At 59.6% G+C, this 19,635-nt stretch carries 20 protein-coding genes; 13 read left to right on the top strand and 7 right to left on the bottom strand.

Translation table 11 applies throughout. The features are described from left to right. Window positions 1–81: 81 nt before the first annotated feature. Window positions 82–864 (top strand): DNA-binding transcriptional regulator KdgR, encoded by a 783-nt coding sequence (kdgR, locus tag ACYZT5_RS13335; protein ID WP_462051515.1) that lies wholly within the window; start codon window positions 82–84, stop codon window positions 862–864. 27 nt (window positions 865–891) lie between these two features. On the opposite strand, the gene ACYZT5_RS13340 is transcribed toward kdgR, so the two are convergent. Beyond that, window positions 892–1,908, bottom strand: coding sequence for an MBL fold metallo-hydrolase (locus tag ACYZT5_RS13340; protein ID WP_462051516.1), 1,017 nt, complete (start codon window positions 1,906–1,908; stop codon window positions 892–894). A gap of 116 nt (window positions 1,909–2,024) precedes the next feature. Between ACYZT5_RS13340 and ACYZT5_RS13345 the strand changes: the two genes are divergently transcribed. Next, window positions 2,025–2,918 carry a LysR family transcriptional regulator gene (locus tag ACYZT5_RS13345; protein WP_462051517.1) on the top strand — a complete coding sequence of 298 codons (894 nt, stop codon included), beginning with the start codon at window positions 2,025–2,027 and terminating at the stop codon, window positions 2,916–2,918. 170 nt (window positions 2,919–3,088) lie between these two features. Next, window positions 3,089–4,804: an amidase gene (locus ACYZT5_RS13350; protein WP_462051518.1), complete on the top strand. Its 1,716-nt coding sequence runs from the start codon at window positions 3,089–3,091 to the stop codon at window positions 4,802–4,804. Window positions 4,805–4,851: 47 nt separating this feature from the next. Here the strand turns inward: ACYZT5_RS13350 and ACYZT5_RS13355 are convergent, their stop codons facing one another. After that, window positions 4,852–5,181, bottom strand: a complete 330-nt coding sequence (locus ACYZT5_RS13355; RefSeq protein ID WP_462051519.1) for a DHCW motif cupin fold protein — start codon at window positions 5,179–5,181, stop codon at window positions 4,852–4,854. A 334-nt stretch (window positions 5,182–5,515) separates the two neighbouring features. On the opposite strand from ACYZT5_RS13355, the gene ACYZT5_RS13360 reads away from it, so the two are divergent. The 8 genes from ACYZT5_RS13360 to phnE all read left to right on the top strand — a co-directional run bounded on the left by ACYZT5_RS13360 (window position 5,516) and on the right by phnE (window position 12,185). Then, window positions 5,516–5,704 (top strand): DUF1843 domain-containing protein, encoded by a 189-nt coding sequence (locus ACYZT5_RS13360; RefSeq protein WP_462051520.1) that lies wholly within the window; start codon window positions 5,516–5,518, stop codon window positions 5,702–5,704. Between the two features lie 36 nt (window positions 5,705–5,740). After that, the gene (locus tag ACYZT5_RS13365; RefSeq protein WP_462051521.1) at window positions 5,741–6,379 is read left to right on the top strand and encodes a DUF1842 domain-containing protein; all 639 of its coding nucleotides are present in this window, start codon (window positions 5,741–5,743) and stop codon (window positions 6,377–6,379) included. A gap of 54 nt (window positions 6,380–6,433) precedes the next feature. Continuing rightward, window positions 6,434–7,015, top strand: a complete 582-nt coding sequence (locus ACYZT5_RS13370; RefSeq protein WP_462051522.1) for a DUF1842 domain-containing protein — start codon at window positions 6,434–6,436, stop codon at window positions 7,013–7,015. A 152-nt stretch (window positions 7,016–7,167) separates the two neighbouring features. Next, window positions 7,168–8,631 (top strand): GDL motif peptide-associated radical SAM/SPASM maturase, encoded by a 1,464-nt coding sequence (locus tag ACYZT5_RS13375; RefSeq protein WP_462051523.1) that lies wholly within the window; start codon window positions 7,168–7,170, stop codon window positions 8,629–8,631. Between the two features lie 323 nt (window positions 8,632–8,954). Beyond that, window positions 8,955–9,806 carry a putative selenate ABC transporter substrate-binding protein gene (locus ACYZT5_RS13380; protein ID WP_462051524.1) on the top strand — a complete coding sequence of 284 codons (852 nt, stop codon included), beginning with the start codon at window positions 8,955–8,957 and terminating at the stop codon, window positions 9,804–9,806. Next, window positions 9,803–10,600, top strand: a complete 798-nt coding sequence (locus tag ACYZT5_RS13385) for a phosphonate ABC transporter ATP-binding protein (protein WP_462051525.1) — start codon at window positions 9,803–9,805, stop codon at window positions 10,598–10,600. Before ACYZT5_RS13380 ends, ACYZT5_RS13385 begins: the two co-directional genes overlap by 4 nt. Further along, window positions 10,594–11,421 (top strand): PhnE/PtxC family ABC transporter permease, encoded by an 828-nt coding sequence (locus tag ACYZT5_RS13390; RefSeq protein WP_462051526.1) that lies wholly within the window; start codon window positions 10,594–10,596, stop codon window positions 11,419–11,421. The genes ACYZT5_RS13385 and ACYZT5_RS13390 overlap by 7 nt, the downstream gene beginning before the upstream one ends. Then, the gene (gene phnE, locus ACYZT5_RS13395; protein ID WP_462051527.1) at window positions 11,418–12,185 is read left to right on the top strand and encodes a phosphonate ABC transporter, permease protein PhnE; all 768 of its coding nucleotides are present in this window, start codon (window positions 11,418–11,420) and stop codon (window positions 12,183–12,185) included. Before ACYZT5_RS13390 ends, phnE begins: the two co-directional genes overlap by 4 nt. A gap of 870 nt (window positions 12,186–13,055) precedes the next feature. On the opposite strand, the gene ACYZT5_RS13400 is transcribed toward phnE, so the two are convergent. Then, on the bottom strand, window positions 13,056–13,445 hold the full coding sequence (locus ACYZT5_RS13400) for a c-type cytochrome (RefSeq protein WP_462051528.1): 390 nt from the start codon (window positions 13,443–13,445) through the stop codon (window positions 13,056–13,058). A 113-nt stretch (window positions 13,446–13,558) separates the two neighbouring features. Between ACYZT5_RS13400 and ACYZT5_RS13405 the strand changes: the two genes are divergently transcribed. After that, complete coding sequence (locus ACYZT5_RS13405; RefSeq protein ID WP_462051529.1) at window positions 13,559–13,867, top strand: DUF7693 family protein; 309 nt, start codon at window positions 13,559–13,561, stop codon at window positions 13,865–13,867. Here ACYZT5_RS13405 and ACYZT5_RS13410 read toward each other — a convergent pair. Together ACYZT5_RS13410 and ACYZT5_RS13415 are read right to left on the bottom strand one after the other, a co-directional pair. Then, a complete protein-coding gene (locus ACYZT5_RS13410) occupies window positions 13,851–15,125 on the bottom strand; it encodes a glucarate dehydratase family protein (RefSeq protein WP_462051530.1) in 1,275 nt (424 codons plus the stop codon). The two genes, ACYZT5_RS13405 and ACYZT5_RS13410, sit on opposite strands and share 17 nt — an antisense overlap. After that, a complete protein-coding gene (locus ACYZT5_RS13415) occupies window positions 15,122–16,519 on the bottom strand; it encodes an MFS transporter (protein ID WP_462051531.1) in 1,398 nt (465 codons plus the stop codon). The genes ACYZT5_RS13410 and ACYZT5_RS13415 overlap by 4 nt, the downstream gene beginning before the upstream one ends. A 106-nt stretch (window positions 16,520–16,625) precedes the next feature. On the opposite strand from ACYZT5_RS13415, the gene ACYZT5_RS13420 reads away from it, so the two are divergent. Next, a complete protein-coding gene (locus ACYZT5_RS13420) occupies window positions 16,626–17,528 on the top strand; it encodes a LysR family transcriptional regulator (protein WP_462051532.1) in 903 nt (300 codons plus the stop codon). Between the two features lie 60 nt (window positions 17,529–17,588). On the opposite strand, the gene ACYZT5_RS13425 is transcribed toward ACYZT5_RS13420, so the two are convergent. Together ACYZT5_RS13425 and ACYZT5_RS13430 are read right to left on the bottom strand one after the other, a co-directional pair. Continuing rightward, window positions 17,589–18,047 (bottom strand): GNAT family N-acetyltransferase, encoded by a 459-nt coding sequence (locus ACYZT5_RS13425; RefSeq protein WP_462051533.1) that lies wholly within the window; start codon window positions 18,045–18,047, stop codon window positions 17,589–17,591. A 140-nt stretch (window positions 18,048–18,187) separates the two neighbouring features. After that, the gene (locus ACYZT5_RS13430; RefSeq protein WP_462051534.1) at window positions 18,188–19,600 is read right to left on the bottom strand and encodes a purine-cytosine permease family protein; all 1,413 of its coding nucleotides are present in this window, start codon (window positions 19,598–19,600) and stop codon (window positions 18,188–18,190) included. Window positions 19,601–19,635: the final 35 nt, after the last annotated feature.

A 19,635-nucleotide genomic window follows, 5' to 3' on the forward strand; every position in this document is an offset into this window, starting at 1 on the left:
CCCGCACCGTCAAGAAAAATGAAACAGCGTTTTGATCCGCTTGCGTATATCCTTGGGCTTTACGTTTCCGTTGGAGCCTTCATGGACAACAGCGTCATCCAAAACAATGATCTGGTCTCCGCTGTAGGCCGGACCATGGCCGTACTCGAGGCCTTGGCCGAGCATCCGGAAGAAAGCGGCGTATCAGAAATCGCCCACAAACTGGACATGTCGAAAAGCACGGTTTACCGCTTTTTGCAGTCACTCAAGGCGCGGGGTTATGTGGTACAGGATGCCGAGGATCGTTATCGCCTCAGCGTTCGGCTGTTCGAACTAGGCGCTCAGGCCCTGCCCCATCTGGACATTGTCCGAGAAGCAGAACCGGGTATGCGGCGGATCAATGAACTGACTGGCGAGACTGTTCACTTGGGCATCCTCGATGAAGGCAGCATCGTTTACGTCCACAAGATCGACTCAAAATATAATCTGCGCATGTACTCGCGCATCGGGCGGCGTGCGCCGTTGTACTGCACAGGCATCGGCAAAGTGCTGATGGCCTGGCTCGAGGAGAGTGAGTTGCTCGCGCACCTCGAGGAAGAAAGCTTCGAGCGCCGTACAGCCAATACCCTGACCAGCGTCGAGTTGTACTTGCGAGAACTGGAAGTGGTTCGAGAACAGGGCTATGCCGAAGACCATGAAGAGTTCGAAGACAACATGCGCTGCCTGGCAGCACCGATCAGGGACCGGTTTGGTCACGTGATCGGTGGCATGAGTGTTTCATTCCCGTGCTTTCGCTTCAGGGAAGAATTGAAGCAGAACTACGTGAAACAACTGATGGAGGCCACTCAACAGATCTCAAACCAATTGGGTTGGCACTCGCGGTGAGTCTTTCCAGGTCCGCGCAGAAGAAACTCAGCGCTCATCGCGATTACGATCACGATAGTCGACCGGCACGAAAGTGAAACCACCGTCGCTTTCAGCCCGAATATGCCCCAAGCCTGGGAAAGGCAAGTGAGCGCCCGCTACCAGCTCACGCTGAGAAGCGGCAATAGCGAACTGTTTCTCACGCTGGGCCGCCGCTTCTTTGGGCGATACGTCGTAAACAATCGTGATCTTCGGTTTAGGGAATTGCACCGACGCGACGTGAACAATGTCACCGATGAACTCGATCGACTCACCCTTGCTCTCAAACTGATAGAAACTATGGCCAGGCGTATGCCCGGGCGTTGGAATTGCCTTAACGCCCGGGAACAGCTGGGTCACGCCGGTGAACGCGACGACTTTGCCCGCTTTGACGTAGGGCTCGACCGTCTTCACCGCTTGCTCGAAGTACTTCTTGTCGTAGCCGTTGACGCCGTGGATGTTCGCCGGATCAAGGAACAGGTCCACGTCAGGTTTACCCACATGAACGGTTGCATTCGGGAAGACCCGCTGCCCCTCGTTCACCAGGCCACCGCTATGGTCACTGTGGATATGGGTGAGCAAGATGTCGTTGATCTGCTCAGGCGCATAGCCCGCCGATTTCAAACTACCGAGCAGCTTACCGCCATTACCTGGACCGAAGAGTGCGCCGGAGCCGGTATCGACCAACACAAGTCTGCTGCCCGTATCGATCAGGAAGGCATTGATCGACGCCTCAACCGGACTGGCCAGGAATGCATGCTTGAGCAAACCGTCAGTTTCAGCCGGGGTTGTGTTGGTCAGCAGCGCATGCAGATCCTGTGGCACCGTACCATCGGACAGAGCGGTCACCTGAAAATCGCCGACGCGGTAACGATAGACGCCGGGGGCTTGAGCATGAACCTGTGCGACAGCCACCGCGGGCGTCGTCTGAGCATCGGTAGCCGCGTTGGCCCCCGAAGAAAAAGTGCCAGCGAGCGCTATCGAAGCCGCCAGTGCACTCGAGATAAAAAAACGGTCAACTCGCATATCTCACTCCTTAAACCAGTACAGTCCAGACTCTAAAGCGTCATCGTCGCGGCAGTGAGTTACCTTTCCCTATACGAGGTATACCGAATATGGATATCCGGCGATCGGATCTCCCTTTGCTCATTTCCCTGGACGCACTCCTTGAAGAGCGAAACGTCACACGTGCAGCCAAACGACTGAACATCAGCCAGCCCGCGCTATCAACGCAGCTGGGTCGGTTAAGGGACATGTTCAATGATCCGCTGCTGGTCCCCTCGCAAGCGGGTCGGGGCATGGCACCCACTGACCGCGCACTGGCGATTCAGTCGCGCCTGCATCAGGCATTGCTGGATCTTCAGGGCGCGGTGGCGTCGAGTGAAGACTTCAAGCCGCTCACTGCCAGGCGCGATTTTGTCGTTGCCGTGAATGACAATGTCTTCACGCTGGTGGGACTGCCCGTCGCGCAGTCGGTGTTGGCGCATCAGGCGCCAGGCATACGCCTGAGCTTCATTACGCCGATAGAAGCGAACCTGACGTACAGGATGGAACGAGGTGAGATTGATCTGTATGTCGGCCTTGCGCGACAAGTGCCTGAGGCATTGAAATCCAGATTCTTGCTCAAGGACGAGTTTCGGTTGGCGCAACGCAAGGGGCATCCCCGAGGCACGGAAAACCCTGGTCTCGAGGCGTACTGCAAGCTTGCTCACGTCATGGTTTCCCAGGAGGGTAAATTCAAAAGCAGTGTGGACAACGCGCTGGAAGGTTTGGGGCATCAACGCCACGTGGCGCTGACCGTCTCTGGATTCAACCAGATAGCCCTTGTACTGGGCGATACCGACTGCGTAGCGACGCTGCCCAGTCGACTGCTGCAACGTTATGCTACCGGTCTGGATATTTTGCCCCTGCCTTTTCATCTGCCCGCCTTTGACGTTGCCATGGCATGGCATCCCAGGTCGCATGAAGACCCAGCGCATCAATGGCTTCGTGAGCATTTCATTCGGGCGGCTGTGCAGCCACCGGAGAACGGGTGAACCATTACACCGATGCCTCTGCTCCCGGCTTGGTGTTAAATAGAACGCGTAAAGCAGCGCAACGAGAACACCTATGAATACCCTTTTTGAGACGAGTGATGCCCTTGAGCCCAAGACCCAGCGAGATGGAAACATTCACCCCTCCCCGATCAGCCGCCGGTGGTAACAGCATGATCGAGGTCACCGAGGTTTCCATTGCCGAACTGCGTGCCGCGCTCGAGTCTGGCCGAACCACAGCGGTTGAGCTGGTCCAGGCCTACCTCGCCAGGATCGATGCCTACGACGGACCCGATACGCCCACCGCCCTCAACGCGGTGGTGGTTCGAAACACCGAGGCGCTCAACGAGGCGCAGGCGTCCGATGCCCGTCGGGCCAAGGGCGAGACGCTGGGTCCGCTCGATGGCATTCCCTATACGGCCAAGGACAGTTATCTGGTTAAGGGGCTCACCGCCGCCTCTGGAAGTCCCGCCTTCGCGAACCTGATTGCTTATCGCGATGCGTTCACGATCGAACGGCTTCGCGCCGCTGGCGCGATCTGCCTGGGCAAGACCAATATGCCGCCCATGGCAAACGGCGGCATGCAGCGCGGGGTCTACGGCCGTGCGGAAAGCCCCTACAACGGTGACTATCTCACCGCCCCCTTCGCCTCGGGCTCATCGAACGGCGCCGGTACAGCCACCGCCGCCAGTTTCGCGGCATTCGGCCTAGCTGAAGAAACCTGGTCGAGCGGACGCGGTCCTGCATCGAACAATGGTTTGTGTGCCTATACGCCTTCGCGCGGGGTGATCTCGGTACGCGGGAACTGGCCGTTGACGCCGACGATGGACGTTGTCGTGCCGTACGCCAGAACCATGGCCGACCTCCTCGAGGTGCTCGACGTGGTGGTAGCGGATGATCCCGACACACGGGGCGATCTGTGGCGGATGCAACCCTGGGTGCCGATTCCGAGTGTCGCCTCGGTGCGTCCCGCCTCCTATGCGTCGCTTGTCGCCAATACTGATGCGCTCACCGGAAAGCGATTTGGCGTTCCCCGTATGTACATCAACGCGGATCCCGAAGCGGGGACGAGCGAAGCGCCTGGCATCGGTGGTCCGACGGGGCAGCGAATCATTACTCGTCCTTCCGTGATCGGGCTCTGGGAAGAAGCTCGCAAGGCACTCGAAACCCTGGGTGCCGAAGTGGTCGAAGTCGATTTCCCGTTGGTCTCCAATTGCGAAGGTGATCGTCCTGGTGCGCCGACCGTGTTTACTCGGGGCCTGGTGTCCAAAGAGTTCCTTCATCATGAGTTGTGGGACCTGTCGGCCTGGGCGTTCGATGATTTTCTGCGGGCCAATGGCGATCCCAAGTTAAACCGTCTGGCCGATGTCGACGGATCGCTGATTTTCCCGCACGACCCCGGAACGCTCCCCAACCGGGAGGACGACCTTGCCGCTGGCATGGACGAATATGTGAGGATGGCCGAACGCGGCATTACACCGTGGGACAAGATCACCACGGTGCCTGACGGGCTGCGCGGACTTGAAAAGACGCGTCAAATCGATCTTGAGGACTGGATGGATCGGCTGCGGCTCGATGCGGTGATATTCCCGACAGTAGCCGACGTTGGGCCGGCGAATGCCGATGTCGATCCGAAGTCTGCGGATATCGCGTGGAGTAACGGCGTATGGGTCGCCAACGGCAATCTCGCCATCCGGCACCTCGGTGTTCCCACGGTCACCGTGCCGATGGGCGTCATGCCGGACATCGGCATGCCCGTCGGGCTGACCTTTGCCGGTCGTGCCTATGACGATTCGACGCTGCTGCGCTTGGCGTCGGCATTTGAGTCGATTGGGACAAAACGATTGATCCCGCCTCGCACCCCACCCTTGCCGGGTGGCAAAAAATAGACATGGCGGGATTGGGGCAGCACTGATTGGCTTGATGCTGCCCAGCGTTAATCCACAACGAACAACTTCGCACCGGTGGTGGTGAACGATCGGTGCCCCTCAGCGTTGTTGCCCACCTGATAGCTCATCCCGGCGGTGAGCGTGAACTGGCGACCATCCTCCAGCTCCGTGTGCAACTCGCCTTCCAGGCACAACAGGATATGACCTCTCCAGCACCAGTGATCGGCCAGATATCCAGGACTGTATTCAACCATCCGCACACGCGTCGAACCAAACTGGCAGGTTCGCCAATAGGCGGTACCCGTCTTTCCAACATGCTGGACGGGGTCGACAGTCGACCAATCGGTCGTACCAAAGGGAATTGCCATTAGATCCATGGTTGCCTCCTCGATCAAAGAGCGTCCGTGGACCGTACCCATTCTGTGTGCTTTTCGATAGACACAGATGACCTGCATTTATGGAATACAGGCTGAGCGACGCTCGCATTATTAATGGCGATAAAGACAACACTGTTTATGAGCAAGCAACTTAATACTCCCTTCCCTCATCGCCATTCTTAATATTAAGCAACCCAAATCCTAACCCATCGCTATTAATAAAATAATATTAAAAATTACTCCCCCGTTACCCATTGCATATTCATCCGCGCCTGCTTAACTGCAAAAACTGCTGATGAAGGCAGTGTCCGCAAACACCACGGAAGGAGTCGTTATGAGCCGTTCACCTTCTCATCCCATTCCCCCTTATGGGGCCGCCATCCATGACGCGATCACGGAAGGCAATCTGCAGCAGATGAAGACGTTATTGAAACAACGCGATGCATCCAAGCCTGAACCCAAAGAGCTACAGACCGCTTACGATAAATTAGCCAAGGAAGTTTCTCGGCAGGAACAGCGCTAGCTCTGTTTCCCCCTTATTGCAATGGAGGCAATAACCATGTCTGGTTCTAATCAGCAACCTGTCGGTTTGTTCCCGCTCGGCTACCGAATTGGTACTTCGGCACCCGGTGCACAAAGTCTGGCACTTAATCTTCTGGTCTTTACCCCTGAAGAGACTGTAAGCGGTACCGCTGCAATCACTCAGGCGACCAACCCGCCGCTGGATGTGCACTCCGATGTCTGGGGCGAATACACCTACCTGACAGTCATGTCACCCGGTGTCAGCAAAATCCTGATCACCGCCCAGGGCAATCACGGCGGGCCAGGCTCGAATTCCATCGTGAATTTCAAGTTGCAATTGGTGGTGGGCACCGACTGGAAAGCAGGCGTCGCCAACTATTCGTACTACGATGGCCAACGGTGGATCGAAGTTAACAACGCCCCCGCCCATCTCGTTGAGGTGTCATCCAGCGCCTTCCCGCCTCTAGAACCCGGCCCGGTTATTCCGCCGCAGTCACCTTCTCCACCGATCATGCCGCTGTACGCCGCGCCGATTCAGAGCGCCATCGCCAGCGGTGACCTGGCACAGATGAAAAGCCTGGCGAGCCTGGCCAAGCAACAACTGGATCAGCAGCCACAACTGCAAAGTGCACTGGAAGCCGCCAAGGGCGAAATTAGCAGGCTCGAGCGCCGCTAACCCGGCCACTGAATGTGCCTGGCTTGTCCTGAATACACTTAAGGGAGTTGCACCATGTCAATTGGACTTTTTCACACGCGCCTCACCGTCAGCAATCATTTGCTCGGCACACCAGTTCTGACCCTCGACTTGCTGGTGGATACGGTTAAAAAGAAAGTCAGCGGTATTTCCAGCATCTATCAAAGCACCTACCCGCCCCTCAACTTCCGCGCCCGCGTATGGGGTGAGTACTCCGAAGCCAAACTGGTGCCGACGGCCGAGAACCACATCATCCTTACCCTGGATGGCAACCCAAGCGGCCCTACCAGCCAGATTGCCGAGACCTTTCATTTGAAGGGCATCCTGGGCGCCGATTGGGCCAGCGGCTTTGCCAGCTACAAGTATCAGGAACAGGGCATCTGGCACTCGGTCAAACACGCAGCCGTCAGCCAGGCACCCGTTATTGTGCGTCCTGAGCATCCGCACCATGCCCAGCCGCTTTACGCCGTCGCGGTACAGCAAGCGCAGGCCAGCGGTGATCTGGCGCAGTTGAAGTCGGTGGTGAGCAAAGGCGAACAGCAACTGGCCAACAGCGGCGCCTTGCGTAGCGCACTGGAACAGTTGAACGCAGAAATCGCCCGTCTGGAGGCCCGCTAACCCGCACTACCCGGGCTTGGTCACCACCCATGGCCGAGCCCGGGCTCTTTTCAATTTCAAAAGGTAAATCCGCTCGCGCCGTTTACGCTAAGGAAGGCGCGACCACTTCGATGGATTCGTGCCGCGCACGCGTCTGTGCGCAAGGATTTCCCATGTCAGACAGTCGCCCTGCCCGCTACCTCAGTGAAACCGACCTCAAACGCTACGTGCCGGTCCATGTGGTCTGGGAAATTACCCTGGCCTGCGATCTCAAATGCCTGCATTGCGGCTCACGCGCCGGCCATCGACGCCCCGATGAGTTGAACACCCGGGAATGCCTGGACGTCATCGATTCCCTGGCCGCTCTCGGTACCCGCGAGATCACCTTGATCGGCGGTGAAGCTTATTTGCGCAAGGACTGGACCCAACTGATCCAGGCCATCCACGATCACGGCATGTATTGCGCCATACAAACCGGTGGACGCAACCTGACACCCGCAAAAATGCAGGCAGCGGTGGATGCCGGGCTCAATGGCGTGGGTGTTTCACTGGATGGACTGGCCCCGCTGCATGACGCGGTGCGCAATGTTCCGGGCTCGTTCGACAAGGCGGTGGACACCCTGCGACGCGCCAAACAGTCCGGGCTTGCAGTGAGCGTCAACACACAAATCGGCGCGGCCACGTTGCCCGATTTGCCTGAGCTGATGGACCTGATCATCAACCTCGGCGCCACTCACTGGCAGATCCAGCTGACGGTCGCCATGGGCAATGCCGTCGATCACCCGGAACTGCTGTTGCAGCCTTATCAACTATTGGAAGTGATGCCGTTGCTGGCGCGGCTCTACCGCGAGGGTGTCGATCGCGGCCTGTTGATGAACGTGGGCAACAACATTGGTTACTACGGTCCTTATGAACACATGTGGCGTGGCTTCGGCGACGAGCGTGTGCACTGGAGTGGCTGCGCCGCCGGCCAAACCGTGCTGGCACTTGAGGCCGATGGCACCGTAAAGGGCTGCCCGTCATTGGCAACGGTGGGGTTTTCCGGCGGTAACGTACGCACCATGAGCCTGCACGATATCTGGCATTACAGCGAAGGCATCCACTTTGGCCGCCTGCGCGGTGTCGACGACCTGTGGGGTTACTGCCGAAGCTGTTACTACAACGACGTCTGCCGTGGCGGCTGCACTTGGACATCGCACTCCCTGCTCGGCAAACCCGGCAACAACCCCTACTGCCATTACCGCGCGCTGGACCTGCAAAAACGAGGGCTACAGGAGCGAATTGTCAAACTTGAGGACGCGGCAAAAACATCCTTCGCCGTCGGACGTTTTGACCTGATTACCGAACGCATCGACACCGGCGAGAAGGTGAGCAGCGTCAGCGACAGCGGCCAGGTGATCAAACTGGCCTGGGCGAACCAGGGTCAGAAATCGCCGGACGAAGGACGTATTCCACCGCAACTGGCTCTGTGTCGTGGCTGCTTGCAGTACATCCACGCACACGAAGTGACCTGCCCACACTGCGCCGCCGATGTCGCCGCCGCAGAAGCCGTGCACCAAGTAGACCGTGCACGACAACAAGCCATTATCAACACCCTGACCGACCTGCTGAGGCTGCCGCAAAATACCTTGATGTAACCTTCGTTCAAGGGTGGAGGACAGATACCGGGTGGTGATGCCGCCATGCAGTGGCTACAGGTTCTGATCCGCCCACCCGCTATGGGTCGAACGCGGAGCCACGTCTGAAAGGTAGAGCCTGGATGCGCTGGGCCGCACGTTTTACCAGTAAGGTTCAACACCCGGCGGTTGCTTTGGCTCGATTGCCACACTTTGTACAGATTGCAATTGGGCCAAAAGCGGTCAATATCGCTGCGTCTCGTCTACCCTGACAAAACGCCATTCAGCAATCAGCGTGTGCCAGGCGCATCGACATTCTTGCGCTAATGAACCGGAGAACTTACATGCTCAAGCGTACCCTGGCATTGGCCGTCGGCTTAACCCTGTCTTTTTGTACCCTGCTGGCGCAGGCCGCCGACACCCTGAAAGTCAGCGCCATTCCTGATGAAGCCCCTACCGAACTACTCCGCAAGTTCAAGCCCCTGGGCGCCTATCTGGAACAACAATTAGGCATGAAGGTCGAGTTCGTGCCAGTGACCGATTACCCGGCCGTGGTCGAGGCGCTGGCCACCGACCGAATCGACCTGGCCTGGCTGGGCGGCTTCACGTTCGTGCAGGCACGCCTGAAAACCGGCAATGCCATTCCGCTGGTACAGCGCGAACAGGACGCCCAGTTCACCAGCAAGTTCATCACCGCCGACCCCGCCGTCAAATCCCTCGCCGATCTCAAGGGCAAGACCTTCGCCTTCGGTTCGGTGTCATCCACGTCAGGCAGCCTCATGCCGCGCTATTTCATGCTGAAGGACGGCATCAAACCGGAAACGTACTTTAGCCGCGTGGGCTACTCCGGTGCCCATGACGCCACCGTCGCCTGGGTCCAGGCCGGCAAGGTGGACGCCGGGGTACTGAACGCCAGCGTGTGGGAAAAACTGGTCGCCGCCGGCAAGGTCGACACCAACAAGGTCAAAGTGTTTGCTACCACCCCGGCCTACTACGACTACAACTGGACGGTGCGTGGGACCCTCGACCCAGCGCTGGCGGCCAAGATAAAGGCCGCCTTTCTTGCGCTCGATCCGGCGAACCCGAAGGACAAGGAGATTCTGGATCTGCAGGCCGCCAGCCGATTCATCGAAACCAAGCCTGAAAACTACAAGGGTATCGAGGAAGCCGCACGCGCCGCCGACCTGCTCAAATGACTGTGCATCTGACCCAGGTCAGCCTTACCCACGCCAACGGCGTCCAGGCGCTGCGTGACGTGGACCTGCACATCGGTGCAAGCGAACAGGTCGCCATCATCGGTCCGTCCGGCGCGGGTAAGTCGAGCCTGCTCAACCTGCTGGCCACCGCCCTGCGACCGGACAACGGCGAACTGCAGGTGCTCGGCGAGCGAGCCTGGCAGCTTTCTGCCCGTCAGCGTCAGCGTCTGCGCGCTCGCATCGGTCTGATACATCAATCGCCCCCCCTGCCACCGCGCCTGCGCGTAGTCACCGCTGTTCTGGCCGGAAAGCTTGGTCAGTGGGGTCTGGGCAAGAGCCTGTTGAACCTGCTGCACCCATTGGATATTCCGGGCGCACGCGCGGCATTGGCCAGGCTGGACCTGAGTGACAAGTTGTTCGCGCAATGCCAGCAACTGTCCGGTGGACAGCTCCAGCGCGTGGGCATTGCCCGCGTGTTGTATCAAGCGCCCGAGGTGTTGCTGGCCGATGAGCCGGTATCGGCCATGGACCCGGTGCTCGCCGAGCACACACTTTCGGTGCTCTGCCGCCATGCCCGGGAGCACAACGTCACCCTGGTCGCCAGCCTGCATGCGGTGGAACTGGCCCTGGTGCATTTTTCGCGGATCATCGGTTTACGGGATGGACAGATCATGTTCGACCTGGCGGCCGACGCTGTCGACCGCGAGCTGCTCGACAAGCTGTACGCCAACGAGCAACTACAATCCTCGCCGGTTCCTCCGCCCCCCTTGAGTGTGCAGATCCCCCGATGCTGACGCGCGATACCCGAGACCCCGCCACCCGCCCCCGTCTGTTGCTCAGCCTGCTGGCCCTGGCCCTGCTATGGCCGGGCATCCGCTTCAGCGAGTTGGACCTCAGTGTATTGCTGGCGAGTGACAGTCAGAGCGAGATGGCTCGGTTTGTATCAGCCTTTTGGCCACCGGCTCATGGCGAGGAATTCATTCAGCTGTTGTTGCAAGCCACCCTGCAGACCCTGGCCATCGCCACGGCCGGCATGGCCCTGGCGTTGCTGTTGGCAGTCCCCGCCAGCCTGCTGGCCAGTCGGGCTCTGTCGCTGTCTGCTGCCTCCCGTGCCGGCCACCCGAGCTATTTGGGCCAGCTGCTGCGTTGGCCTGTACGCGGTTTACTGATCTTCCTGCGCAGCGTGCCGGAAATCGTCTGGGCCCTGCTGTTCGTGCGCGCCGTCGGCCTCGGCCCGACTGCCGGGGTACTGGCGATTGCCATTACCTACAGCGGCATGCTGGGCAAGGTCTACGCAGAAATTTTCGAGTCGGTCGATCAGCGCCCGGCCCACGCGCTGCTGCAGGCCGGCAGTGGTCGGCTCGCGGCCTTTTGCTACGGGATCCTGCCCAATGTCGCTGCGGAGCTGCTGTCGTACACGGTGTACCGCTGGGAATGCGCAATCCGCGCCTCGGTGGTGATGGGCTTCGTCGGTGCCGGCGGTCTGGGCCAGCAAATGGATTTGTCGCTGCGCATGTTTGCCGGCGGTGAAGTCGCCAGTTTGTTATTGACCTTCCTCGTCCTGGTGCTGCTCGCCGATCAACTCAGCCGCCTGCTGCGCTGGAGGCTGGCATGAATCGCCTGTTCAATCTGGTACTGGTCCTGTGCATCGGCGCAGCGGTCGCCGCCTCGTTCACCTATCTGGGCATCGACCTCGCCGAACTGGGTGACACCGCCAATCTGAACCAGATGGGCGCCTATGCGCAGCGTTTTCTCAGTCCGGACCTGAGCACGGCTCATCTGCAAGCCATCGGCCGTGGCGCCCTGGAAACCATCGCCATGTCCGCCCTTGGCACCTTGCTCGCGGCGGTGCTCGGTCTGCTATTGGCACTGCCCGCGGCCGGGCGATTCGGCTGGCCGTTGCAGAGCGCGTCGCGCCTTGTGCTCAACGCCCTGCGCGCGATTCCGGAACTGGTGTGGGCCGCGTTGATGGTCCTTGCCGCCGGGCTCGGCCCGAATGCTGGCACCCTGGCATTAGCCCTGCACACCACCGGCGTGCTCGGCCGCCTGTTCGCCGAAGCGCTGGAAAACACCCCACCAGAACCGGCCGAAGCTATCCGCCTACAGGGCGCCAATGCCGTGTGGGCATTCTGTTACGGCACACTGCCCAATCTATTGCCACAGCTGCTGGCCTACATCCTGTACCGCTGGGAGAACAACATCCGCATGGCCAGCGTGCTCGGCTTCGTCGGCGCGGGTGGTTTGGGGCAGATGCTCTATGTCAGCCTCAGCCTGTTCCAGGAAGCTCAAGCCAGCACTATTATTTTGGCCATGCTGTTACTGGTATTGGCCGTCGATACGCTGAGCAGCTGGAGCCGCCAACGCTGGGTCAAGGCCTAAGATTGATGGGGTACATATCCGTTGCTGCGGTAGCGGCTGCTGGCGGTTTCGCTTTTACAGCGAGTCACTTGGAAGAGCCCCAAGTAACCAAAGGCTTTTGCCCCGCCATTCGGTGCCTCGCCCAGGCTCGGCATGCCCTCACTCCGGCATTGCTCCGGGGGCCCGCCGCCATCGGCCATCCATGGCCGGGGGGCGGCTACCGCGGCATCCTTGCCGCGGTGCCCCCTGCGCAATACCTGCGTTCGGCCTCTGGGAAAGGGGCAGGCAGATCAAGATCAAAAGCCAGAGCCAAAGCAAGATCGACAACAGTCAGCGCTCACCCACTGATCATTCCCACGCTCCGCGTGGGAATGCATCCTGTGACGCTCCGCGTCACCCCTGCGCAGGGCTCGAGCCTTGTGTCGACAGCGGAACGCGGAGCGTCCCCGGCGGCATTCCCACGCGGAGCGTGGGAACGATCAGGCAGCAAGATCAACAGCTTCGCGAGCAAGCCCGCTCCCACATAAAGCAGATCGGCGTACAGCTTTTGCTTCTCACCACTCAACAGGCCGAGCGTTAGCTCGCCTGCAGCTTTTGATCTTGAGGCACCGCCCCATCGAGAGGCCGAGTGGAGGTTCTGCGCAGTGGGCAACCCGGCATGGATGCCGGGTTAGCCGCCCCCGGCCATGGATGGCCGATGGCGGCGGGCCCACGGAGCAGGACCGGAGCGAGGGCATGCCGAGCCTAAGCGAGGCACCGAACGTCAGGGGCAAGAGCCCTTGGTTACTTGGGGCTTTTCCAAGTGACTCGCTGTAAAAGCGAAACCAATAGCGGCCATGACCACAGAAACGGATATGCACACGACCAACAAAAGACATGCCGGCGAACGCCCTACTGCGGCTGAAACGTCTGAAGGTACGCCAACAGATTTTCGATCTTTTCCGAATCGCTGAGCCCCCAGAAAATCATGCGAGTGCCGGGCACCACTGCTTTGGGATCTTCGAGGTACGCGGTCAGCGTTTCGCGGGTCCACACGATGCCTGCTGATTTCATAGCGTCGGAATATTGGTAGTCCGTCGTGCTTCCAGAATGGCGTCCAAAAATGCCATTGAGCTGCGGACCGAAAGAACCCCGTGCTGACTCCCCGACTTGATGGCAGCCACCGCATATCCGCTTGAACAGTGTCGCACCCGCTTCAGCATCGCCGGCCGCTGGTGCTTGCGTGCTGAACAGTCCCGTACTGAGTATCAAGGCGAAGGTGAGTACGGCGGCTTTTTTCATGTAGGGTTCCAGATCAGTAGGTGTCCAGAGCAGAAGCTCGCGGAGATTTCACCATGATCGTCTATCCTGTGCACCCCGTTTCTACGCCTGCCACGAACTCACCGGAGACACACGTGCCGCCCCTGACCGCCCGCGAGGTTTACCAACCATTGCGCGACGCTGCGCTGGGCATTCGCCCACTAACGCGCCTCGACGACCAACCCGTACCCGGCCAGGCACAGGTCGATATCGAGGGCTGGCGCCTGACCCTCGACTTCGACGGCATTCGCCTGCGCCATTGCCAACGTTGCCAGAGTCCGGACGGCCGCGAGGGTGTGTTCGACAGCTGGCAACGTTACGGCACCGACCCGGTCAGTTTGCTCAGCACTTGGGAGCTGGCGCAGATCGAGCGCTTGCTGACTGAACTCAAAAACGCGGTTTGAGCGCCTTCCATTCCGGCTTGTAACGCTGCATCTGTTTCACGTCATCGCGCTGACGAATGCCGCAGGTCAGGTATTGGTCATGCAGCTTGCCCAGTTGATCGTGATCCAGTTCCAGGCCCAACCCGGGGGCACGGGTGATCTTCACGCAGCCATCGACGATGGGTATTTTGCCGCCCTTGATCACTTCCTCATCCGGTTCCTGCCATGGGTAATGCGTGTCGCAGGCGTAATCCAGATTGGGCACCGCGGCGGCCACATGCGCCATCGCCATCAGGCTGATGCCCAAGTGCGAGTTGGAATGCATGGACACGCCAAGCCCAAAGGTGTCGCACATTTTGGCCAGCGCCTGGGTGTCGCGCAGGCCGCCCCAGTAGTGGTGGTCGGCGAGGACGATCTGCACGCTGTTCAACGCCACGCTGCGGCGAAACTCATCAAAATCGGTGACCACCATGTTGGTGGCCAGCGGCAGGCCGGTGCGTTTGTGCAGTTCGGACATGCCGTCCAGGCCAGGCGTCGGGTCTTCGTAATATTGCAGGTCGTCACCCAGCAGTTCAGCCATGCGAATCGAGGTTTCCAGCGACCAGTTGCCGTTCGGGTCGATCCGCAGCGGGTAACCGGGGAAAGCCTTTTTCAGCGCCTTGATGCACGACACTTCGTGCTCCGGCGGCAGCGTGCCGGCCTTGAGCTTGATGCTCTTGAAGCCGTAGGCCTCGATCATCCGACGCGCCTGGGCGACGATTTGCTCTTCGTTCAGGGCTTCGCCCCAATTGTCGGGTTTGTAGGGCGAGTCGACATGCTGGGCGTACTTGAAGAACAGGTAGGCGCTGAATGGAATTTCGTTGCGAATCGCACCGCCCAGCAAGTCCACCAATGGCACGTTCAGCGAGTGCGCCTGCAAATCCAGGAAAGCCACTTCGAACGCCGAATACGCGTTGCTCACCGCTTTGCTGGCGTGGGAGCCAGGCGCCAGTTCCGCACCGGCAATGCTCGCCGGTTTGTTCGCCGCCACCGTGGCCTGCACGATGCGGCGCAGCTGATTGAGGTTGAACGGATCGAGGCCGATCAGCTGGTCTTGCAGTTGCTGCTGGATCAACAGCGCCGGGGCGTCGCCGTAGCTCTCACCCAGGCCAATGTAGCCGTTGTCGCTTTCAATCTCGATGATCGAGCGCAGCGCAAAAGGTTCGTGGATACCACTGGCGTTGAGCAGTGGCGGATCACGGAAGGCGATTGGGGTGACGGTGACTCGTTTGATTTTCAAGAAGCGGCTCCCTTTGAACCTGAACTCAAGGCTTGATGACTGTTGGATTTAGTTGGCGCTGCGACGTCGGTAGGTTTGTCGGTCAGCGCGTGGAGGGCGTCACCACGCGGTGCCGTGCGGGCGAAAAAGATCACCACGGCCGCCACCAGTGAAGTGGCCGCCAACCCGTAGAGGCCACCTTCGATGGAGCCGGTTTTTTGTTCCAGGAAACCGAACGCTGTTGGGGCGACGAAACCGCCGAGGTTGCCGATGGAGTTGATCAAGGCGATCACCGCGGCGGCGATGCGGGCATCGAGATAGCCTTGCGGAATCGGCCAGAACAATGCCGAGGCGGCCTTGAAACCAATGGCGGCAAAGCAGATGGCGACGAAGGCGAAAATCGGCCCGCCGGTGGTGGACATGAACATGCCGAACGCGGCAATCACCAGGGTCAAGGCAACCCAGGCTTGCTGGTGTTTCCATTTGCTGGCCATGGCGGCGAAACCATACATCGCGATGATCGAAATGATCCACGGAATGGAGTTGAACAAGCCCACCTGGAAGTCGCCGAGGTTGCCCATTTTTTTGATCATACTTGGCAGCCAGAACGTGGCGCCGTAGATGGTCAAGGCGATGGAAAAGTAAATGAAGCAGAACAGCGCGATCTGTTTGTCGGCCAACAGCTTGAACATCGACGGCTTGACCGTCTGCGTGGCTTCACGAGCCTGCTGCTCCAGCGCGATGGCGCCAACCAGTGCGTCCTTTTCTTCTGGACTCAGCCATTTCGCCTCGCGCGGATGGGATTGCAGCCAGAACCACACGAACCCACACAGCACGATCGAGGCAAAACCTTCAATCAAGAACATCCACTGCCAGCCATGCAGGCTGAAGCCACTGACGTTCAGCAACGCACCGGACACCGGACCGGAGATCACTGAGGCAATGGCCGAACCGCTGAGGAAAATCGCCATGGCCTTGCCACGTTCAGTCGACGGCAACCATTGGGTGAAGTAGTAAATGATGCCGGGAAAGAAGCCCGCTTCGGCTGCACCGAGCACAAAACGCAGCACATAGAAGCTGGTTTCGCCGCGTACGAAAGCCATGGCCATCGCCGCCGCGCCCCAGGTGAACATGATGCGCGTCAGCCAGGCGCGAGCACCGTAGCGTTGCAACAGCATGTTGGAGGGGACTTCGAATATCGCGTAACCGATGAAGAACAACCCGGCGCCCAGGCCGTAGGCTGCTGCGCCGATGCCAAGATCGGTTTCCATGTGGCTGCGCACGAAGCCGATGTTGACCCGGTCGATGTAGTTGACGATGAACATCACCACGAACAGCGGCAGCACATGGCGCTTCACCTTGGCCGCGGCTCGGGCAAGCACATTCGGGTCCGGCGGACTCTGGAGGGTATTCAAGGGGCGACTCCCGGTCATTGTTTTTTTAGGGACAGTCCGATCATGGACGCCAGCATTGATCCCGTCTAATCTAACTTGGCATTCGATTGATACTGGAATTAGATCAATGTTCGAACTGACTCAATTGCGCTGCTTCACCACCGTGGCGACCGAACTGAATTTCCGCCGGGCCGCCGAACGGTTGAACATGACTCAACCGCCCCTCAGTCGACAGATTCAACTGTTGGAACATCACCTGGGCGTCGAGCTGTTTACCCGCACCACCCGCAGCGTTGCCCTGACCGCCGCCGGCCGCGCCTTTTTCATCGAAGCGCAGAACCTGCTGGAGCGCGCCCAGCAAGCCGCCATCACCGCCCGACGCTTTGCCGAAGGCGACATCGGCTCGGTCAACATCAGCTTCGTCGGCAGCGCGGTGTATGAATTCCTGCCCAAGGTCATCGCCGAAGCGCGACTCAAACAGCCCCACGTCAAAATCGACCTGTCGGAGATGAACACCTACCAGCAGCATGAAGCCCTGCGTGCTCGCCGTATCGATTTGGGCATTGTTCGCGCGCCTTTGCTGGAGCCGGGATACGCCACCGAATGTCTGGTGCGCGAGCCGTTTGTCTTGGCGGTGCCGAGCAGTCATCGGTTGGCGAGCGCAGAAACCGTGTCCGTCAACGACCTCGATGCGCAACCGTTTCTAATGTACTCCCACGCTGCCTATCCGCCGTTCAACGAACTGCTGACCGGTATGCTCCGCTCTGCCCGCGTCGCCCCGGAATACGTGCAATGGCTCGGCTCATCGTTGACCATCCTGGCCATGGTCAACGCCGGAATGGGCCTGGCGCTGGTGCCTCGCTGCGCCACCAGCGTGGTGTTCAAGAATGTGGTGTTTCGCGATATCGATTTGGGCGAAGGTGTGCAGAGCGAGCTGCATTTGATCTGGCGCGAGAACAATGACAACCCGGCGTTTGCGATGTTGCTGGAGGGGATTCGAAGGGCGGTGCGAGAGGGATGGGGCGTCTGAGTGTGCCCCAAGGCCCAAGCTGCATTCCTGCACGAGCTGATGTAGGCGGCAGCGGTTGGCTCAACCTTGCTTCAAATCGAGGCAGTAGGTGTAGTAACCCGTATCGCGCACATAGCCCAAGGATTCATACAAGCGTTGCGCGCCGACATTGTCCGTGGCCGTTTCCAGCACCATGCCTTTGGCACCGGTCAACAGCGCAAAGGCTCGCGCGGTGTTCATCAGCAACGTTCCTACCCCTTGCCCTCGGGCGGCGGGTGTTGTGAAGAGGTCGCTGAGCAGCCAGGTGCGGTGTGCGTCGATGGAGGAAAACGTCGGGTACAACTGGACGAAACCCAGCGCTTCGCCGCGGGTGTCCAGGGCGTAGAAAATCGCGGATTCGTCCCGGGCGATACGCTCGGCGATGAACGCGCGAGACTGCGGCAGGTTCGACGGCTGGCCGTAGAAGCCTCGATAGGCGTCAAAGAGGCTGGCGATTTTGTCGATATGGGTTGCGTCGCCGCGTAGGGCCTGGATGTCCATGGATGTCTTCTCCGTACAGAAGCTGTCGAAAGCGCCTGGGGCTGATCAGCCTGGAAGTCTAGCACCGCGTATTCAATTGTCCCGGCAACTGGACAGCGCGCTCTCACACCCGGCGAAGAGTGTGAGAGTTGTTCCGGATCTCAGGCCTTTGAGCCCTGTTCGGGCAACACAGCAAGTGCTGAGGTTCTGGCCAGCAGGTAGTAGAAGATGCCCGGCACCACCAGACCCACAATCCAGGAAATATCGACACCGCCGAGTTGCGCGACCATCGGCCCAGAGTAGAAGTGAGTATCGACGAAGGGCAACTGGATCAATACGCCGATGACATACACGCTGATCCCGCGCATGTTCCAGCGGCCATAACGACCTGCCGGGTCGGACAACGCCGGGATGTCATAACGCTCCTTGTTGATGAAGTAGTAATCCACCAGATTGATCGCGCTCCACGGTGTGAAGAAGGTCAGCAAAAACAGGATGAAGTACTTGAAGGTGTTGAGAAACGAGTACTGGCCCAGCAGCGCGAGCGTGGTGGACGCCGCGACAATCACCAACACAAACACCATGCGCTGCCTGGCGGAAATCTCGAGACGACTGCGAAAGCCACTGATGATCGTGGCCACGCACATGAAGCTGCCATAAGCGTTGAGCGTGGACACCGTGACCTTGCCGAACACGACGCTCAAGTACAGCAGGGACGCCATCACACCGGTGCTGCCCAACCCGACGATGGTCGCCACCTCGTGACCGCGGAAGTTCGCACCGGCCAACGCCGCCGCGAACACCCCCAGCACCATGGACGCCTGGGCGCCCAGCACCGTTCCAAGCCCGACGGCAGCAAACGTCTTCCAGGACGAGGTCTTGCTCGGCAGGTAGCGTGAATAGTCAGCCACATAAGGGCCAAAGGCGATCTGCCAGGACGCGGAAAGGGACACTGCCAGTAGGAAAGTACTCCAGCCGAAGTGGCGGTTCTCCAGCAACAGACCGATATCGTTGAGCGTCATCAACCGGGTAAACAGATACACGAAGGCAATGATGCCCAGCACGCTGGCCACCTTGCCGACCAGGTGGATGACCCGGTAACCGAAGATCGTCAGAAACGCGATGCAGGAGGCAAAAATCAGGATGCCGGCGCTGTCGCTGACATGGATCAACTGGGCAATGGCCTGCCCCGACAGTACCGCGCCGGTGGCGCTGAAGCCGAGGTACATCAAGCACACCAGCACAATCGGGATGGCCGCCCCATAGACCCCGAACTGCACACGACTGGAGATCATCTGCGGCAGCCCGAGCTTCGGCCCTTGCGCCGCGTGCAGGGCAACCACCGTACCGCCGAGCACCTGGCCGATCAGCAAGCCAATGAGTGACCAGAACACATCACCGCCCAGCACCACGGCCAGTGCGCCGGTGACGATCGCCGTGATCTGCAGGTTGGCGCCGAGCCACAGGGTGAACTGGCTGTAGAGGCTGCCATGACGCTCGGCCTCGGGAATGTAATCGATCGAACGTGTCTCGATCAGGGGACTTCGCTGCTGACTATCGCTGACCTGGGTCATTTACGGTGTTCTCTTCTTATGGGTAGGCGCTAATG

This window comes from Pseudomonas sp. LB3P14 (assembly GCF_054898045.1).

Excerpts from the sequence above, each read along its gene's own strand:
- kdgR (WP_462051515.1), top strand. The coding sequence starts at position 82 with ATGGACAACAGCGTCATCCAAAACAATGATCTGGTCTCCGCTGTAGGC.
- ACYZT5_RS13340 (WP_462051516.1), bottom strand. The coding sequence starts at position 1,908 with ATGCGAGTTGACCGTTTTTTTATCTCGAGTGCACTGGCGGCTTCGATA.
- ACYZT5_RS13350 (WP_462051518.1), top strand. The coding sequence starts at position 3,089 with ATGATCGAGGTCACCGAGGTTTCCATTGCCGAACTGCGTGCCGCGCTC.
- ACYZT5_RS13355 (WP_462051519.1), bottom strand. The coding sequence starts at position 5,181 with ATGGATCTAATGGCAATTCCCTTTGGTACGACCGATTGGTCGACTGTC.
- ACYZT5_RS13360 (WP_462051520.1), top strand. The coding sequence starts at position 5,516 with ATGAGCCGTTCACCTTCTCATCCCATTCCCCCTTATGGGGCCGCCATC.
- ACYZT5_RS13365 (WP_462051521.1), top strand. The coding sequence starts at position 5,741 with ATGTCTGGTTCTAATCAGCAACCTGTCGGTTTGTTCCCGCTCGGCTAC.
- ACYZT5_RS13370 (WP_462051522.1), top strand. The coding sequence starts at position 6,434 with ATGTCAATTGGACTTTTTCACACGCGCCTCACCGTCAGCAATCATTTG.
- ACYZT5_RS13375 (WP_462051523.1), top strand. The coding sequence starts at position 7,168 with ATGTCAGACAGTCGCCCTGCCCGCTACCTCAGTGAAACCGACCTCAAA.
- ACYZT5_RS13380 (WP_462051524.1), top strand. The coding sequence starts at position 8,955 with ATGCTCAAGCGTACCCTGGCATTGGCCGTCGGCTTAACCCTGTCTTTT.
- ACYZT5_RS13385 (WP_462051525.1), top strand. The coding sequence starts at position 9,803 with ATGACTGTGCATCTGACCCAGGTCAGCCTTACCCACGCCAACGGCGTC.
- ACYZT5_RS13390 (WP_462051526.1), top strand. The coding sequence starts at position 10,594 with ATGCTGACGCGCGATACCCGAGACCCCGCCACCCGCCCCCGTCTGTTG.
- phnE (WP_462051527.1), top strand. The coding sequence starts at position 11,418 with ATGAATCGCCTGTTCAATCTGGTACTGGTCCTGTGCATCGGCGCAGCG.
- ACYZT5_RS13400 (WP_462051528.1), bottom strand. The coding sequence starts at position 13,445 with ATGAAAAAAGCCGCCGTACTCACCTTCGCCTTGATACTCAGTACGGGA.
- ACYZT5_RS13420 (WP_462051532.1), top strand. The coding sequence starts at position 16,626 with ATGTTCGAACTGACTCAATTGCGCTGCTTCACCACCGTGGCGACCGAA.
- ACYZT5_RS13425 (WP_462051533.1), bottom strand. The coding sequence starts at position 18,047 with ATGGACATCCAGGCCCTACGCGGCGACGCAACCCATATCGACAAAATC.
- ACYZT5_RS13430 (WP_462051534.1), bottom strand. The coding sequence starts at position 19,600 with ATGACCCAGGTCAGCGATAGTCAGCAGCGAAGTCCCCTGATCGAGACA.